Origin of the sequence: Paractinoplanes rishiriensis (assembly GCF_016862375.1) — a bacterium.
Lineage (GTDB): Bacteria > Actinomycetota > Actinomycetes > Mycobacteriales > Micromonosporaceae > Actinoplanes > Actinoplanes rishiriensis.
In genome coordinates, this window is the sequence record NZ_BOMV01000007.1 from 1 (window position 1) to 16255 (window position 16255).

General features: G+C 67.1%; 17 protein-coding genes and 3 tRNA genes. 14 read left to right on the plus strand and 6 right to left on the minus strand.

From position 1 onward, the window contains the following. Positions 1 to 206: 206 nt before the first annotated feature. Positions 207 to 692 carry a peptidoglycan-binding domain-containing protein gene (locus tag Ari01nite_RS03830; protein ID WP_203779397.1) on the minus strand — a complete coding sequence of 162 codons (486 nt, stop codon included), beginning with the start codon at positions 690 to 692 and terminating at the stop codon, positions 207 to 209. A 1265-nt stretch (positions 693 to 1957) separates the two neighbouring features. Between Ari01nite_RS03830 and Ari01nite_RS03835 the strand changes: the two genes are divergently transcribed. Next, the gene (locus tag Ari01nite_RS03835; RefSeq protein ID WP_203779399.1) at positions 1958 to 2284 is read left to right on the plus strand and encodes a hypothetical protein; all 327 of its coding nucleotides are present in this window, start codon (positions 1958 to 1960) and stop codon (positions 2282 to 2284) included. 276 nt (positions 2285 to 2560) lie between these two features. Then, complete coding sequence (locus Ari01nite_RS03840; RefSeq protein ID WP_203779401.1) at positions 2561 to 3640, plus strand: toll/interleukin-1 receptor domain-containing protein; 1080 nt, start codon at positions 2561 to 2563, stop codon at positions 3638 to 3640. A gap of 605 nt (positions 3641 to 4245) precedes the next feature. Here Ari01nite_RS03840 and Ari01nite_RS03845 read toward each other — a convergent pair. Continuing rightward, complete coding sequence (locus Ari01nite_RS03845) at positions 4246 to 5025, minus strand: GntR family transcriptional regulator (RefSeq protein ID WP_203779403.1); 780 nt, start codon at positions 5023 to 5025, stop codon at positions 4246 to 4248. Positions 5026 to 5327: 302 nt separating this feature from the next. Between Ari01nite_RS03845 and Ari01nite_RS03850 the strand changes: the two genes are divergently transcribed. The 11 genes from Ari01nite_RS03850 to Ari01nite_RS03900 all read left to right on the plus strand — a co-directional run bounded on the left by Ari01nite_RS03850 (position 5328) and on the right by Ari01nite_RS03900 (position 14199). Further along, entirely contained in the window at positions 5328 to 6038 is a 711-nt protein-coding gene (locus Ari01nite_RS03850) for a hypothetical protein (protein WP_203779404.1), read from the plus strand. Between the two features lie 64 nt (positions 6039 to 6102). After that, a complete protein-coding gene (locus Ari01nite_RS03855; RefSeq protein WP_203779405.1) occupies positions 6103 to 6555 on the plus strand; it encodes a single-stranded DNA-binding protein in 453 nt (150 codons plus the stop codon). Between the two features lies 1 nt (position 6556). Continuing rightward, the gene (locus tag Ari01nite_RS03860; RefSeq protein WP_203779407.1) at positions 6557 to 7429 is read left to right on the plus strand and encodes an FtsK/SpoIIIE domain-containing protein; all 873 of its coding nucleotides are present in this window, start codon (positions 6557 to 6559) and stop codon (positions 7427 to 7429) included. A gap of 105 nt (positions 7430 to 7534) precedes the next feature. After that, on the plus strand, positions 7535 to 7888 hold the full coding sequence (locus Ari01nite_RS03865) for a PH domain-containing protein (protein ID WP_203779408.1): 354 nt from the start codon (positions 7535 to 7537) through the stop codon (positions 7886 to 7888). Positions 7889 to 8011: 123 nt separating this feature from the next. After that, a complete protein-coding gene (locus tag Ari01nite_RS03870) occupies positions 8012 to 8653 on the plus strand; it encodes a DUF6197 family protein (RefSeq protein WP_203779409.1) in 642 nt (213 codons plus the stop codon). Then, a complete protein-coding gene (locus tag Ari01nite_RS51265; RefSeq protein ID WP_307837749.1) occupies positions 8650 to 9336 on the plus strand; it encodes a hypothetical protein in 687 nt (228 codons plus the stop codon). The genes Ari01nite_RS03870 and Ari01nite_RS51265 overlap by 4 nt, the downstream gene beginning before the upstream one ends. Continuing rightward, the gene (locus Ari01nite_RS03880; RefSeq protein ID WP_203779412.1) at positions 9323 to 9586 is read left to right on the plus strand and encodes a hypothetical protein; all 264 of its coding nucleotides are present in this window, start codon (positions 9323 to 9325) and stop codon (positions 9584 to 9586) included. The genes Ari01nite_RS51265 and Ari01nite_RS03880 overlap by 14 nt, the downstream gene beginning before the upstream one ends. After that, complete coding sequence (locus tag Ari01nite_RS03885) at positions 9583 to 10611, plus strand: hypothetical protein (RefSeq protein ID WP_203779414.1); 1029 nt, start codon at positions 9583 to 9585, stop codon at positions 10609 to 10611. Before Ari01nite_RS03880 ends, Ari01nite_RS03885 begins: the two co-directional genes overlap by 4 nt. Positions 10612 to 10622: 11 nt before the next feature. Beyond that, positions 10623 to 12293, plus strand: coding sequence for a replication initiator (locus tag Ari01nite_RS03890; protein WP_203779416.1), 1671 nt, complete (start codon positions 10623 to 10625; stop codon positions 12291 to 12293). A gap of 57 nt (positions 12294 to 12350) precedes the next feature. Continuing rightward, a complete protein-coding gene (locus tag Ari01nite_RS03895) occupies positions 12351 to 12671 on the plus strand; it encodes a helix-turn-helix domain-containing protein (RefSeq protein WP_203779418.1) in 321 nt (106 codons plus the stop codon). A 13-nt stretch (positions 12672 to 12684) separates the two neighbouring features. After that, positions 12685 to 14199 (plus strand): LacI family DNA-binding transcriptional regulator, encoded by a 1515-nt coding sequence (locus Ari01nite_RS03900; protein ID WP_203779420.1) that lies wholly within the window; start codon positions 12685 to 12687, stop codon positions 14197 to 14199. 102 nt (positions 14200 to 14301) lie between these two features. Here Ari01nite_RS03900 and Ari01nite_RS03905 read toward each other — a convergent pair. The 3 genes from Ari01nite_RS03905 to Ari01nite_RS03915 all read right to left on the minus strand — a co-directional run bounded on the left by Ari01nite_RS03905 (position 14302) and on the right by Ari01nite_RS03915 (position 14570). After that, positions 14302 to 14376 (minus strand) — tRNA-Val (locus Ari01nite_RS03905). Between the two features lie 13 nt (positions 14377 to 14389). Beyond that, positions 14390 to 14460, minus strand: a tRNA-Cys gene (locus tag Ari01nite_RS03910). A 37-nt stretch (positions 14461 to 14497) separates the two neighbouring features. Further along, a tRNA-Gly gene (locus tag Ari01nite_RS03915) sits at positions 14498 to 14570 on the minus strand. 115 nt (positions 14571 to 14685) lie between these two features. On the opposite strand from Ari01nite_RS03915, the gene Ari01nite_RS03920 reads away from it, so the two are divergent. Then, the gene (locus Ari01nite_RS03920; protein ID WP_203779422.1) at positions 14686 to 15858 is read left to right on the plus strand and encodes a GNAT family N-acetyltransferase; all 1173 of its coding nucleotides are present in this window, start codon (positions 14686 to 14688) and stop codon (positions 15856 to 15858) included. Here the strand turns inward: Ari01nite_RS03920 and Ari01nite_RS03925 are convergent. After that, a complete protein-coding gene (locus Ari01nite_RS03925; protein WP_203779424.1) occupies positions 15855 to 16232 on the minus strand; it encodes a hypothetical protein in 378 nt (125 codons plus the stop codon). The genes Ari01nite_RS03920 and Ari01nite_RS03925 overlap by 4 nt on opposite strands. Between the last annotated feature and the right edge of the window lie 23 nt (positions 16233 to 16255).

The window sequence follows — 16255 nt, forward strand, 5'->3', positions numbered from 1 at the left end:
AAGCGAGACCTGCGTGTTCGCGAACGGCTTTTCGCCGGCCACGACGAGCATCGGAGGCGGCGGAGGATAGATCATGAGAGAGACGACGTCGGCCCGCTCGAAGTCGATGACGCGGCACGACTGATCGGGGAGCGGGTTCTCTGGTGGGGGCACGCCTTGCTCCTTCTATCGAGGTCAGGGCAGAAGCGCATTCGGGGCCGCGGACGCTAATCGCTCACAGTGTGCTGAAGGCCGACCACGAATTCGAGCGCCAGCGGCAACGCCGTCCAGGTTTGCTGGCCGACCACGCCGTCCACCGGAAGATTCGCCCAGCCCTGAAAGGCACGCACCGAAGCGTCCGTGTTCGGCCCGAAATGCCCATCGATTTTCTGTGGCGTCGTTTCCCACAGGCCAGAAGCGCCCAAGGTCAGGGCCTGTTGCAGGTTGCGGACTACATCACCCTTCGAGCCTTGTCGCAGCGTCGGCATCGCGTTGCCGTCCGGGAGCGCCTTCCACGTCGCTTCATCGACGACGCCGGTCACCGGCAAACCCTCCGCCGCCTGGAAGTCTTTCGTCGCGGCCTCCGTCTTGGGCCCGAATTTGCCGTCCACGACGAGCGTGGTGTTCGGGGTGCGCCGCAACGCACGCTGCGCCTGGCTTACCGTGTCGCCGGTGTCGCCCGGACCGACGGTCGGCATTCCCTGGTTGGCCATGATTCTCCTCAGTTGGGCGGAGTTTGTCGTTCCTGCAGGTCGGTGCCCCGGCGCAAAATCGGCGACGCGGAATAGCGCGAGAAGAATGGCCCCGCTCGGTGGCCTCGCATGCCGATGAAACCTCCACCATCTTCAATGTCTGCGGATGTCCGGTCAACCGTCCCGCCGACACCGATCAGTGACCCGGGATGCCCGACGCTGCCACCGCCTCCATACAACGGTCCGGGATCGGCTTCGCGGAGCGCTCCCCCACCAACAAAAGGATCAAGGGCTATGGGCGGACCATAAATGGTCGAATACGAACCGCATACTCCCTGTTCAGGGACCTTCTGTTGCCGTCCCTGCCGTCGTTTCCCTGCTGCACCGAAGAGATCCTGAGACACCTGCTGATCGGCCGCCCATACCTTCGCGTTCGCGGCTCACCGGATTCAGGGGGCGATAGAAGTTGACGGGGTGCCCAACACCTCCACGCCCAAGGGCGGCCGTACCCGGCCGTGCACCGCGCGGTCGTCGCCACGGTAGTAGCGGCGGGCCGTGGGACCCCCACCGACAACCTGCGCTACCGTGCGCGCGACTAGGCGATTGGCGACCTGTGTGCGAACAGCCCGCCAACCTCGTCCTGGTCGCTCGAACCCGGCCGCCCATCCCAGCCAGCCGACAACGAACGGTTTTCGTGGGGTTTCAGGGGGGCTCGGCCCCCTGAGCAGACATGACGAGGCCCCCGGGTCCGCGCTACTCAGCGGACACAGGGGCCTCAGGGACTCGTGGGCGATACTGGGATCGAACCAGTGACCTCTTCCGTGTCAACTAGGTCAAGGTCATCCCGCCACGTCGACCGATGGCTATACGTCCTGCTCACGACGTTGGTGTCGGTCGGTTTGGTTCGGGCTTCCAGGGCGAGTTTGGCAAGATCGTCTCCCAGGATTCTCCCAAGCGACGGGGTCGGCTACCTGTGCGGGCATCCCGTCGCGCAGGCTCCGCCCGGCCGGGCCGCGCCCGTCTGGTCCAGGTGGAGCACCCCACTGTCTGACCGACCTGGACCAGACGGGCGCGGTCTGGCTGCCTCCCGGTGTGCGATGGCCTCCCGCCGGGCTTCGGCATCCCCGAGCTGCCCCGGTCCAGGGCGGGTAGCCCTGGCCGCCGGAGGCTTTCACCGGGTGCAGGGTCGGAGATCCTGCCCGCCGGAGGCGCTGCCCTCCCGGCAACGGCAGAACTGTCACGTTATGCGCATCGACAAGCACTCTCGGTCAGATAGATTGGCGCCCATGGATGAGCCCGACTGGGATGAAGAGGTCTTAGGCGAGCCCGATTGGATCTTCGACGCTGCGCGCGAGCCCGACGAGCCTGACGAGGGCGGCGCTGCAGGTGATGGGCGCAGCATCGCGGAGATTCGTGAGAAGCATCGGAAGGCCTATGATCGGTGGACTCCGCAGGCTGATGCCAAGCTGGCCGCGGGGTACCTCGCCGGGAAGACGATTGACCAGTTGGCGGTCGAATTCGAGCGGCAGCCGAGCGCGATACAGCGCCGCTTGGAGCGTGTCGCGTTCGCCGCAATGACCCGGGCTCGAACTGCCCCGACGGGAGATCCATAGTCTGGCCCCAGCCAAGAGCGCTGCCCTGTGCTGGATTTCAAGCGGCGCAGGGCATCAGTGCGTCCGACTGCCGGCCCGCCGTTGCCGCAGGCATAAGGCGGAGCCGGCAGGGGTCGGGCGGCTGCGGCCCGCAGGGCCGCCTTGAAGATGCATAGAAAGTTCTCACCAACGGAGGTGACCTCGGCTCACTGACTACCCCGCCGCCCGTTAGCTGGAAGCCTCGGGAGACTGAACGCGGCTGGCGATCATGGATTCGGATCTCTAACATTCGCCTCCATGGGTCGGCATGAATTCGACGTAGCCCTGACTTTCGCCGGGGAAGACCGGGCATTCGTGGAGCAGATCGCTCAGGCGCTAAAGGCGAGCGGCATCGCCGTTTTCTACGACCAGTTTGAACAAGCGAAACTGTGGGGAGAAGACCTTTCTGTCTACCTGGACGAGGTGTACAGGCAGAAGTCGCGGTATGTTGTCCTCTTTGGCTCTACCCACTACATATCGAAGGTCTGGACTTCGCACGAGCGGCGTAGCGCCCAAGCGAGGGCGATCGAAGAACGCGGCGCCGCTTATCTGCTACCCGTTCGACTGGACGACTCGCCTATCCCGGGCCTCCCGCCAACAATCGCATTCATAGATGGTCGACGGTACAGCCCGAGCCAAATATCTACCCTTCTTGTTGAAAAGCTGGGGAAATCTGTCGACAGTCCAGCACAAGTAGAAGCGGCTCCGCATCTGGGTGTACCACTCACCCCTGATGAGGTTCAGGCGGTAATAACCACCCGCCCACAGAAATGGGAGTATCTACTTCTGGCGGGTGGCATCTGGCAGAGTGTAAAAGGGCTTGAAGATAGGGCATTGGACCACGAGCTAGGGTACGCGCCCAACAATGGCATATACATCGACTCTGATCAGATTTCGGAACTTATAGTCCGTAAGCTGAGCGAGTTGCAGGGTCTGGTAACGAAGCTGGTCCGCGTAATCAGCAAGGAAGCACAGATCTGGGCACTCGGCGAGCCAGGCGAATCCGGCGATCCTTTGCGCATCGCGCAGCTAAGCAAGCGGTTCGGCAGTGCGTACGGCGAAATCCTGGAATGGGCTTCCGGCATTCGAGGGACCACGACGCCGGAGGAGTACAGCAACCTCTTGTACCTACTCTCCCGTTACGCCGATGCTGCCATCCGCGAAGTTCGCGCATTCGCAGAACGGTTTGTGGAGGAAGCTGGACGCATCCCAATATTTCTGAATAGCCACGCATCCACAGTAGGAAACCTTGCGATTACACTCAGGCTCGATATAGATATCGACTCTGAAGTGTGCCGAGAATTCAGCCGCGAACGTGATCGCCTCTTGTTGACCTAAACTTGGGCCAGCGTTGTGGGCACATGCAGGGCAAGGTCGACGGGACTAGCTTCTCGCAGTCCCGTCGCTTCCATCTTCGACGACTCGCGGCCCGACTCCGAGAATGGCGCCCGCGCGGCGCTCGAAGAGCACCCCGGAGCTTATATCCGGTCCGTACACAGATCTAACGAGGTGAAATCCGCGCTCTAGGTAGTACTTGTGAAGGCGGGTGTTGTTTGTCCAAGCGTCAAGTCTGAGCCAGGTGGCGCCTACGTTGGCTGCGCGGATGCTGGCCCAGTCGAGAATGGCGGATCCCAGATCTGGGATGGGACCACCAGTTCGTGTGACGACGAGTCGGTGAACGTAGCGGCCGGCGCCGGGCTGGTCCTCAGGTAGCCAAAGCCGAGGATCGGCGAAGTCATCCAGGGTAACGGTCGCGACTGGGTCGCCGGGGGCTCGCCAGACCAACCAGCATGTGCGGTCTGCTATTGCCGCCTCAATTGCGTGGAGGCGGATCGGGTACTGCCACTGGTCTTGGCCCTGCTCGTGTAGCCACGCCGCAGCGGCATTCCACAGGTCTGCCACGATGTCCCGCTCGGTCGGCTCAGCCGGGCGGATGGAGAGCGTCACGACTGCCCGCCGCGAGGTGTCGAGACCGGGCGGCCTTCATCGTCGATTGGGTGGACTCGCTCGTACATAATGACGTGACGGTCGCCGGGCAGGATGAAGATGTCGCAGCGGACTGGCTCTTCCCTCGCGGTAAAGCCGGTCACGACGTGCATAGCGACGGGCGTTCCGGGGTTGAGCCTTAGCCGGCCGATTTCCTCCGGGGTGGGCATCCGGATGAAGAACTCGTCGATCGCGTACCGCTCCCGATAGCCGCGCTCGGCTAGGACATAGTTGCTGCCGCCCGGGATATCGGCAGGGCTCATGATCTCGGTGTCGCGAACGAGCTCGTACGGGTAGTACGTGTCGTTGATGTGGAAGGGCGTGCCGTCGAGCGATATGACACGTCGGCGCGCTACGACCTGCGACCTGGGTTCCACACCGAGGCGCTCGGCTACGAAGTCGTCCGCCTGGACCACCGACACATCGATTTCCATCGAAGGATTACGGCCGTGGCGGGTGAAGGCAGCTGTGAACCGGTCTATGGTGGGGCTGGTCGGCGCCTCCCAGCCGTCCTGTGGCCGATAGACCATTTGCTGCCTGTCGCGAACAGTGACACCTCGGCCCTGCTGGGCGACAACCAAGCCTTCGTTGATCAGTTCAGCGATGGCCTGACGAGTGGTCATCCGAGCCACTTCGTATTTCCGCGAGAGTTCCTGCTGCGTAGGCAGTAGTGAACCCGGGGGCAGCTCCCCCGACTTGATCTTGTCGCGAAGATCAGCGGCGATCTTGCGGTACATCGGAAGACCTGCACTCACCGTCCTGTTCTACAGGCTTCCCCAAGATTTGTCTAGCCAAATACCTTGACACGCCCGCCATGAGCATAGATCGTGGATTTGGCTAGATAATCTAGATGTGATGGCCAAATCTGGAGGTGGCTATGGCACAGGGGAAGATCTTCAACGCAGGGCCTATCGGGGCGGTCGCAATCGTCGAACCGCCGGTGTCGCAGTGGTACGCCCGCCGGGCCAGGGTGACAGCGCTCGTCGTTGGACTGGCTTCGGACGCTGCCGCGACGGCGGTGCTGAGCGTGTTCGTCCCGTTGTGGGCGGCGGTGTTGCTTGGCGCCGTGTCGGGCCTGGTGCTCGGTGTGCTGGCCGGTGTGCTGGTGCGCATATGGCCGGTGCTGCGGGCGCTGTGGTGGTGGTCGTTGGAGATCACCGCGTCGGCACTGCTTGTGGCTGGCTGGGTCACTCTGGCGCACGCGGCCACGTGGTGGCTGGCGTCGATGGCTGTGCTGCTCGTCGCGGTCGTCTGCACTGCGGTAGGTCCAGTTCGCCGGTTCCTGGTGGCGTTGTCGTGGTGCCTGCTGGTGCGGCACCGGCTGCGGCTGTGTTTCACAGGGATCGTGCGGAACGCGACCTCGGGTAGCGGCGGTTCGCGGCCGGTTCCAGTGCCGTTGCTGTTGTGGGCGCGACCGACTCCCGCCGGTGAGCGGGTGTGGCTGTGGCTGCGTCCGGGTCTGTCGCTGGACGACCTGGAAGGCAAAACCGCCCGGATCGCGGTGGCGTGTATGGCGAAGCAGGCACGGGTGGTGGCCGCCTCGGAGCGGTTCGCTGCGTTCGTCCGGGTCGACCTGGGTCGCCGGGACGCGTTGACGGGCCGGATCGATTTGCCCTTGGCGCTGCTGATCCCGAGCCTGCGTAACAACAACCGCACCATGCCGGTGTCGCCTGCGCTGCCGCCGGTCGGCCTGGAACTGGCCGACATCGAAGTACCTCCGGCACCGGAACCACGTGGCGGTCGCCGATGACCCGCCACGTCCCGGACGGCCAAATGTCCTGTTCGCAAGCCATCACTGACAAGGAGTGATCACGATGGCTGGAGAAACTCAGATCACGATCGTCGGGAACCTGACCGACGACCCGGAACTGCGGTTCACCCCGTCCGGTGCCGCGCTGGTGAAGTTCACCGTGGCGTCGACCCCTCGGACGCTGGACCGGGAGTCGGGCCAGTGGAAGGACGGCGACCCGCTGTTCCTGAACTGCACCGGCTGGCGCGACATGGCCGAGCACATCGCCGAGTCCCTCACGAAGGGCACCCGGGTCATCGTCAGCGGCCGGCTGCGGCTGTCGCGCTGGGAGACCCCGGAGGGTGAGAAGCGTTCCGCGTACGGGCTGGAGGTCGACGAGATCGGCCCGTCGCTGCGGTTCGCCTCGGCGAAGGTCACCCGGATGACCCGTGCCAAGTCGGACGGGTTCACCCCGGACATCGTTCCGGACGACGCGTGGAACACCGCGTCCCCGTCGGTTCCGGCTGCGGCGGCGTGAGATGTCGCCTGTCCTGACCGCCGAAACCGGTTCTGGAGTGGTGGAGCTGGGACCTGCCTTGTCGATCTTCGACCCGGTGTATATCGGGATCGACGAATTCGGTCATCCGAAGCGGGTGCCGCTGATCGAACGCAACATGCTGATCGGCGGCGAGCCCGGTTCGGGTAAGTCGGGTCTGCTCAACGGCGTGGTCGCGCACGCGGCGCTGTCGCTGGACTGCCGGCTGTGCCTGCTCGACGGCAAGCGGGTCGAACTGGGCCAGTGGCGTAAATGCGCGGACGTCTTCGTCGGCCCCGACATTGTCGAAGCGAACAAGACCCTGCACCGGCTCCAGATCATGATGGACAACCGGTACGCCTACCTGGAGTCGTGCGAGCGCCGCAAGATCAAGCCCGCCGACGTGTTCACCGCGTACCTGGTGGCCATCGACGAGATCGCCTACTACTCGGCCACGGTCGGCAGTAAGCAGCAGCGCGAGGAGTTCTCCACGCGGCTGCGTGACCTCGTCGCCCGCGGGCGTGCGGTCGGCATCATCGTGGTCGCCGCGACCCAGCGCCCGTCTTCGACGATCATCCCGACTGATCTGCGGGACCTGTTCGCGTGGCGGTTCGCCGGGCGCTGCACCAACGACAGCTCGTCGGACATCGTCCTCGGGCACGGCTGGGCACAGAAAGGCTGGTCCGCGAACGTGATCAGCCCGAACAACCCCGGCGCCGGTCTGCTGATCGCGGAGAGCGGTAGCCCGGAGTTGGTCAAAGTCGCCTTCTTGGATGACCGCACGTGCGCGGCTATCGCCGCTTACGCGGCCACCCTGCGCGCTACCGCCGCTGGCATGGTCACGCCGCTTCGCCGGCCGAGACCACGGGCGGCCTGACGCGCTCCACATGCTTCCCGAACTGGGAAGAACCCCGTTCATCGCTACCCGAAGGAGGCTCCGACAATGAGCCGACGGCTACCTGTTCCACGTCAGCCGCAACCGATGCGGGTGATCCACTACGTCGACCCGGCACCGCACGAGCGGTACCCGGCCGTCTACGACGAGCAGCAGATCCGCATGCAGCAGCAGCGCAACCACGAGCTGTACCTGCGCTGGAAGGCTCGGCAGGCCGAGATCGAGGAACGCGACCGTAAGTTCCGCCGCTTCTGGACGGGCTTCGGCGCCGTCATCGCGGTGGTCCTGCTGACCGCCCTGTTCATCGGCGGCTGGATGCTCTGGCAAGCCCTGGCCGCGATCGGTCTCGGCGCACTGGCGGTCCCGCTGATCCTCGGCGCCGGATTCGTCGCCGTCATTGGTGGCCGCCGCTGCGTGACCATCATCCAACACATGCACTGACCAGCAGCAACACAACCCACGGACCACGGTCCGAGCGGACGACACCGGGATCAAGCCCTGGAAAAGCGACCCAGTGCCGCCGCCCTACCAACCAACCCACATCCGACGGAAGGAGTCGGCGTAATGAACCCTACCCAGAATCAGGACAACCAGGTCCCTGACACCCGCCCGACCGGCCAGGACGGAATCCCGGCCGCAGGCTTCGAGGTCTGGCTGCGCCAGGTCGCCGAGGCCGTCAGCGGCCCGGTCGCCATCGAGCCTGAGCCCTTCCCCGGCGCTGTCGCCGAGGTCGGCTACACGGTGACCTATGCGGGTCTGCGGGCGTTGGCTCAGGCCGTCGCTGCGGCGCCGGACCCGGTCGCGCAGGTTCTGACCTCTGCCGCGCTGTATCTGGAGCGGCACGGCTGGACCCAGCACGTCTACTACGACCCGACCGCCACCATCTTCACCCCGGCGGCGGACATGGTCGGCGCTATCGCGATGGTCTGCTACGGCGGCCCGTGCGAGGCACCGGCGCAACACTTCGACGACCCGGGCTTCCTGGACTTCGAACAGGCTGTCCTGCATCTCGACCGGTTCCTGCTGGTCGAGTACGGCTCGCAAGCCTACGAGTTCAACGACGCCCCGGGCCGTCGCGCCGAGGACGTGACCGCGGTGTTGCGTAAGGCGGCCACCGTCCCGGTGCACGAGTTGATGAACGCTCTGCGCGTCGCTGACGCCGCCGATGTGCGGCTCGCCGACCTGATCGGCGGTGGCGCCGGATGAGCAAGAACACCATCAACCCCGCCTTGACGCCGAAACCGCGCAAGCGGGCCAAGCGGCACACCGAAACTGCACAGTTCGATGCGTTCGTCCGGCGCATCCTGCGGGCCTACGCCCGTCGGGTCGCTGACGGTGACATCGAAGCCCTGCGCATGCTGGCCGGGTTGTCCGCCGAGGTGGACGCCGTGACCCGGGCTGCCGTCGCGGGCCTGCGTACCAAGCCGTATTCCTACTCCTGGTCGCAGATAGCCGACCGACTCGGCGTGTCCCCGCAGGGTGCGCAGCAACGGTTCGGCAAACCCTCCGACCGCAACGCCCTCGACCGCCGGCTCTTGGAGTCCGGCCTGGGCGTCACCCTGGCGACCCTCGTGCAGGTGTTCGCCGACCACCATCCCGGTAACCCGCCGGCCTCGCGCTGCCCGGGTTGCGGCTACCGCTACCCCGATGGGGTCAGCGACTGCCCTACGAACGCCACCGTCCGGCCGCTGCTCTACAAGCGGCGCGACGAAAACCGCGCGGAAGTCGCACGACTGTCCGCGGACGCCTTCACCGACCTGCACGAACCCGTCAAAGCCCGCTTCAGGGCAGCGGTCCGGCAGGCGGCCAACCCTACGCCGAGTCCGGACCTTCCACGACCGACCCTGTTCGACCTTCCTGGAAGGACCCGACGCGATGACAACCACTAGCCCTTCCAACACCAATCCGCCGACCGTGACGGTCTGGCACGTCTACTTCATCGGTTTCCAGTTCAACGCTGGAGTCGGGATGGGCTTCAGCAACACCGAGCTGCCCTTGTCGTTCCCGATCGAGGCGATGGACGACATCCGGTTCGTCGAGCAGCACCTCAGCTCGAAGGGCTACTCCCGACCGGTCGTCATGGGCTTCGCCCTGCTGAGGCAGGAACCCGCCCCGGCACCCCGGGAGCACAAGCTATGACCGACAACAACAGCACCGGTCGCGGCTGGGCCTACACCGGCGCGATCATCGGCGGCGTCGTCTCGATCGCCGCGAACATCGCACATTCCTTCGTGCCGCCCGAGAACGCCCCCGCCGACTGGGCACCCCAGCCCGGCGCTGTCATTGGCGCTATCGTCTGGCCCGTCTTTCTGTTCGTCGCCGTGGAAATCCTGGTCCGCGTGGCCTGGCCGCACGGCTGGAGTTGGCGACTCGTTCGCTTCGCGGGAATCACCCCCGTCGCGCTCGTCGCCGCCCTGGTGTCCTACCGGCACCTGTCTGGGCTCCTCAAGTACTACGGCGAAGAGCCCATCGTCTACATCGTCGGCCCACTGGCCGCAGATGGACTCATGGTGATGGCAACCGGCGCACTGCTGGCCATCAGCCTCCACAACGACAACATCAACCCTGCCCCTACTACTTCCCTGCCCACCCCGGCCATCCCGGCCATCCCGGACAACCGTGTCCCGGCCCCGAGCCCGGCCGCCGACCTGCCGTCACCTGTGACGGCCCCGGCCGCCGCAACCGCACCGCCCACAGTGTCCGCCGAGACCGACCCGGAACCGGCGGCCGCACGCATCGAGGTTCCGACCCCGGCTGATGTTGCCGCCCGGGTCACCCCGAGCCCGACGAGCATCCCGCTACGACCGACCGCCCGGCCGGCCGCTGCTGGCACCTCGAAGGCCAAGCCCCGCACGACTGAGCCGACCGAGACGGCACAGCCGCTGGCCGCTTCCGCCGCCGACACTTCTGTCACCGAGCCGGAGCCTGCACAGCTGCCCCTGCCGTACACCGTCGACCCGGCCCTGTTGGTCAAGGCCCGCGAGATCGCCAAGCAGTACCGCATCGAACACGGCACGCCGATCACAGCGAACCAGCTCGCCGCCCGCCTGCGGGTGAACTCCGACCAGGCAGCGCAAGCCCTGGCCGTGCTCGACCTCGAACCGAACAGCCCCACCAAACCGATTCCGACTGTCAACGGCACGCCAGTGAAGGCCACCCGGTGACCGTCTCCACGTTGAGCGTCGTACCCGAAGCAACCGCTTCGGGTACGGCCCCCACCGCGCAGCCGGACACCTCTCTCGCCGCACCGCTGTGGTGGCGCCGCTCCCCACATCTGCACGAGCAGGCCATCGCCCGCGCCGCCCGCCCGGACTACCCAGCCTGGCTCGCCCACGTCAAACCGGCTGCCGCATGTACCCGGCCGATTCGCCTGGCCGGAACGATGACCACCGTCGAAGCCGCCACTGGCCGCCTGCTCGCCGAGCGGCACACCGCGGACATGCCCGACGGGGTCATCTACAAGCCGTGCGGCAACCGGCGCGCCTCCGTCTGCCCGTCCTGCTCGAAGCTGTACCAGAACGACGCCTACCAGATCGTCCGCACCGGCCTCGCTGGCGGTAAAGGCGTCCCCGAGCAGGTAGCCGAGCACCCCGCCGTATTCCCCACCTTCACCGCACCCTCGTTCGGCCAGGTCCACACCCGCGTGGTGAAGCGGCACACCTGCACCCGGCGCATCGACTGCGACTGCCGCCCGGAACCCTGCCACGCCCGCCGCGACCTGACCGTCTGCGACCACGGCACCCGCCTCGTGTGCTTCGCCCGCCACGACAAGGACGCCCCGCTCCTGGGCACCCCGCTGTGCCGCGACTGCTACGACTACGACGCCCACGCCGTGTGGAACCTGATGTCCGGCGAACTGTGGCGCCGCACCACCATCGCCGTCGGCCGCTACCTGCACCGCCTCGCCCGGCAACGCGGCATCGCTGATGTTCACGTCACCTCGGCCAGCACGGACGGCACGACCCGGACGCGGCGCCGCCCGCCGGTGCGGGTGGAGTTCGACAAAGGCTCCGAGATGCAGCGCCGCGCCGCTGTGCACTTCCACGCGATCTTCCGTCTGGACGGTCCCGATCCGGACGCCATCACCCCGCCTCCGTCCGGCTTTGACGCCCACGACTTGAAAGCGGCCGTCGACCATGCCGCCCGCACCGTCACGTTCACCACCGACCCGCACCCGGCAAAGCCGGACGGCTGGCGGATCGGCTGGGGGGACCAGGTCCTGACCAAAGTGATCACCACGGACGGGCGCGGCTCGGGTGAGATCTCGATGGGTCAGGTGGCCGGCTATCTCGCCAAATACGCCACGAAGTCGACCGACGTGACCGGGCACGTGTCAAGCCGCCTCACGCTCGACACGATCGACTTGTACGCCGATGCGCAGGGCTCTCACACCGAGCGGCTTGTCGCCGCTTGCTGGCGCCTCGGCCGGGCCCGCTGGACCTGCCCCGCCTGCCACCAGCGCAGTACCCGGCAGCCCTGCCCGACCTGCGCTGCCCGGGGCCGCGAAGCCCTGGAGCAGGTGCCCGAGGCCAGCCCGTACCGGCGACTGCAACGCTGGGCACACATGCTCGGCTTCGGCGGCCACTTCCTTACTAAATCCCGCCGCTACTCCATCACCTTCGCCGTGCTCCGCAGTGGCCGCGTCGAATTCCGCCGGGCACAAACCGCCGGGCCGGAACAGACCGAGGCCGGCGAACAGCCCACCACCCTGGTCGTCAACTTCCTGCAATTCGTCGGCGCCGGATGGCACACCACCGCCGATGCGTTGCTCGCGAACACCTCCGCTCAGATGGCCCGGGAACACGCCGAAACCGCCAGGCAGTACCTCACCACCCTGGCCGCGTAAACGGCCGCCAACCATCAACCCCATCTTTACGCCGAACCGGAGGAGACAGCGACCGCCATGACCGGCACGCCCCCTGGACTGCCGCGCCTGTACACAGCCGCTGAGGTGGCTGAGGCGCTGCGCTGTTCAACGTGGTGGGTGCAGGAACAGGTCCGGCAGCGTCGTTTCCCCTACGAAGAGATCGCGGGCAGCTGCCGTTTCAGCGCCGAGCACTACGCCGTGATCCTTCGCGTCTGCGAGGTGCTGCCCGCCGAGGAACTGCCGACTCCAGTCCGTGAGGTGCTGCCAGTTCTACCCGGCGAAGCGCTCACCGGCGGACTGCGACCACGGGTACCCCGCCGTCTACGCGAGGTGCCGACCAGAACCAACGCTGCATGAGAGGGAGTAGGAAATGGGATTCGCCGAGCGGAGAGGCGACTACTGGCGTGCCCGGTACAAGTCCAAGCCGGGAACGTATCTGACGATCCTGGATGAGACCGGGGCCGCGGTCAAGTTCCGCAGCCGGCGCGCTGCCGAACAGGCCGCGAACGAGAAGGAGGCTGAGGTACGGGCTGGTCTGCTGCGGAGCAGGCCGGTCGGCCGCTGGACCTTCGGCCGGTACGCCGACACCTGGTATGCCCGGCAGGACCTGGCGGCGTCCACGATGCAGAACTACCGCCGTCGGCTGGAAGAACACCTCCTGCCGTTCTTCGGGGAAATGCCGCTGGCCGACATCACCCGGGATGAGGTCGTCAAGTGGGAGAAGCGGGAGCGGGCTGCGGGCTACGCCGAGTCGAGCATCCGCTCGTGGCGTTCCCTGCTGCATCTGCTCCTGGCCGACGCGGTGGAGGAGAACCTGGCGGACGTGAACGTCGCGGCCCGGCGTAAGGGTCGCGGCAAGCGCACCGGCCGCGCGCAACACCGGGCCGCCGAAAAGGTCATCACGTCGGCACTCGGCGTGCTGCTGATCGCAGAGCGGGCGGCGCTGCTGTCCGGCCGTGACGACGAGTTCGTGGCGGTCACGACGTTGGGCTTCACGGGCATGCGGTGGGGTGAACTCGTCGGGCTGGAAACGCAGTACGTGCGCCCGGCCGCGATCCGTGTGGAGTGGCAGCTGTACGAGTTGGACAACGGCCGGTTCGAGCGCTGCCCGCCGAAGGACGAGTCCCGCCGCACCGTGGCCGCGCCCGATTGGCTGACCATGCTCTTGACGGATCACCTGGGTCGGGTGCGCCCGCAGCCCTGCCCCTGCCACAACCTGCGGTGCGTGTTCAGCGGGCATCGGGCGACGAAGAGTAAGGCAGAACCGGTCGGTCCCCGGCTGGCCGACGTTGCCCGGCTCGCCGAGGTCGCCGTGGGCACGGCATCGGCGGTGCTGAGCGGGAAGCCGGTCGTCGCCGAGGTGACCCGGGCACGGGTGCTGGCGGCAGCCCAACAGTTGGGCTATGCGCGGGGCCGGCCGTCCGGGCAGCTCGCTCCGCACTGGCGCCGCAACGGGTTCGCGACCTGGCTGTTCCAGCCGGCGGCCACGGGTGGCTACCCCGCGAAGGCTCCCCGGCTCGCCGCACCGGTGCCGGTGCTCGCCGACCCGTGGCCCGGCGTCCCGATCCGGGGCCGTGGGGCATCGGAAAAGGCGGACGCCTGCTGGCTGCCAATCGCACGCGGTCTGACCCCGCACGGCCTCCGGCACACCTACAAGACGATGATGATCGAACTCGGCACGCCTGCCGGGCTGATGGACGCACAGATGGGCCACGCGGACGGGTCCGTCCAGGCGCTATATTCGCACGTCACGGCCGAGATGGTCCGGCGGCTGCTGGACGGGCTGACAACCGTCTGGTCGGAGGCGCTGGAAGCTCGGCGCCAACTCAACCCGAGATCACCGGTCGCCGTGCTCGACCGTCTCCTGACAGGAGAGGCACAGTGAGCCAGCCAAGATTTTCTCCCAGGATTCTCCTGGGGGCTCCCAGCAACAAGAAACGGGCTCCGTCCCCAAGGAACGAAACCCGCTTTGACCTGGCGTTTTGCTTGGTGGGCGATACTGGGATCGAACCAGTGACCTCTTCCGTGTCAAGGAAGCGCGCTCCCGCTGCGCCAATCGCCCTAGGCTTTCGCCGAGGTGGAGACGGGATTTGAACCCGTGTACACGGCTTTGCAGGCCGTTGCCTCGCCTCTCGGCCACTCCACCGAGTTGGCCCCGCACTTAACCTGTGAAGGCCGCTCCGAGCGGACGACGGGATTCGAACCCGCGACCCTCACCTTGGCAAGGTGATGCGCTACCAGCTGCGCTACGTCCGCTTGTCTGTCCGGGGGGCTTGCGCTCCCTGGCGACGGATGAAACCTTAGCTGGTCCGCCTGCGCCTTGCCAAACCGGGGTACCCCGGCGCGTCGGGCGGACGGTGTTGGATGGGGCATGGACTTCCGACAGATCACCGCCGCCGAGCGTACGGACAAGATGTTTCCGCTGCAGGCGTACGCCTTCATGCCCTCGCCCTGGCCTGCGGAGGAGCGGGACAAATACCGCGAGCGCATGCAGTACTACGAGTCGGCGGTGAGCCTCGTCGCCGAGGAGGACGGGCAGGCGCTGGCGGGGGCGGCGGCGTTCCGGATGCAGCAGAACGTGCGCGGGCTGGTGCACGACATGGCCGGCGTGGCCTCGGTGGCGACGCACCCGTCGGCGCGGCGGCGGGGGCTGGTGCGCGAACTGATGCGGCGGCTGCTGCGGCAGATGCGCGACGAGGGCTGCGTGGTTAGCGCGCTCTACCCGTTCCGGCCCAGCTTCTACGCGCGGTTCGGCTTCGTGGGGATTCCGCGGCACCGCACGGCGTCGTTCTCGCCCGAGGGGCTCAGCCATCTCACCCGGGCCGAGCTGGGCGGCGAGGTCGAGCAGGTCTCGATGGCCGACGGCTTTGAGGTGTACGACGCGTTCACCCGGCACCTGCTGACGCGGCGGCACGGGTTCGCGGTGTTCGACGAGGTGCGCGCGGCCGGCTTCCGCAACGATCGGTACTGGGTGGCGATCGCGCGCTCCGGCGGCGAGGTGGTGGGGGTGCTGCGCTACCGGATCGACCGGTCCGCCGGTGACCTCCGGGCCTCCCACCTGCTCACCACCGGGCCGGTCGGTCAGGCGCTGCTGCTCCAGTTCCTCGGCCGGCACGTCGACCAGGTCTCCCGGATCGTGCTGACCGTCAGCACCGACGAGGTGCCCGAGCTGTGGGGCACCGATATCGCGGTTGTTACCGAGGGTCAGGTGGGCGGCCCGGACCGGAACGCCCCGATGGTCCGGGTGCTCGACATGGAGGCGCTCACCGGCACTCCGGCGGGACCGGGAGCGGTCACGGTCGAGATCGTCGACGACGAGTTGATCGGCGGCGTGTGGCAGCTGGAGAGCGCCGCCGGCCGGCTGTCGGTCACCAAGGGCACCAACCCGGTGGCCACGCTGAGTGCGGCGGGTTTCAGCGGTTTGCTGTACGGCGTGCTGGACCCCGTCGAGATCGGCGTCCGCGGGCTGGGAGACGTCGCGGCGGTTCCGGTGCTGGCCGAGATGTTCCCGCGCCGGATGCCGTACATCGTGGCCGACTTCTAAGGGCGGCGGGTCGTGGTGGGGCTCAGCGCGGAGGCGGTGAGCAGGCGGAGCACGACGAAGGTGACGGCGACCGTGGCCATGACGCCGGGGTGCGGGCCGCTCAGGGCGGTCAGCAGCACGAGCACCTGGGTGTCGAGGAGGTAGCGGAACGCCCGGCCGTGGAAGCGGGCGACCGGCGAGGTCCGCCGGGCCCACGCGAAGGCGAGGGCGGTGGCGAGCAGCGCGACGGCCATCGGCAGGCCGGCGTCGACCGCTCCGCCGCCGGCGAGGCGGGTGACAAAGCCGGTCGCGGCGGTACCGAAGAAGGCGGTGCCCGAGGCCGCGAGCAGGCCCAGTGCGACATGACCGGATGCGGTCCTGGTGGTGGTGTTCACGGCGTTCCTCCTGGTGGCTTCGA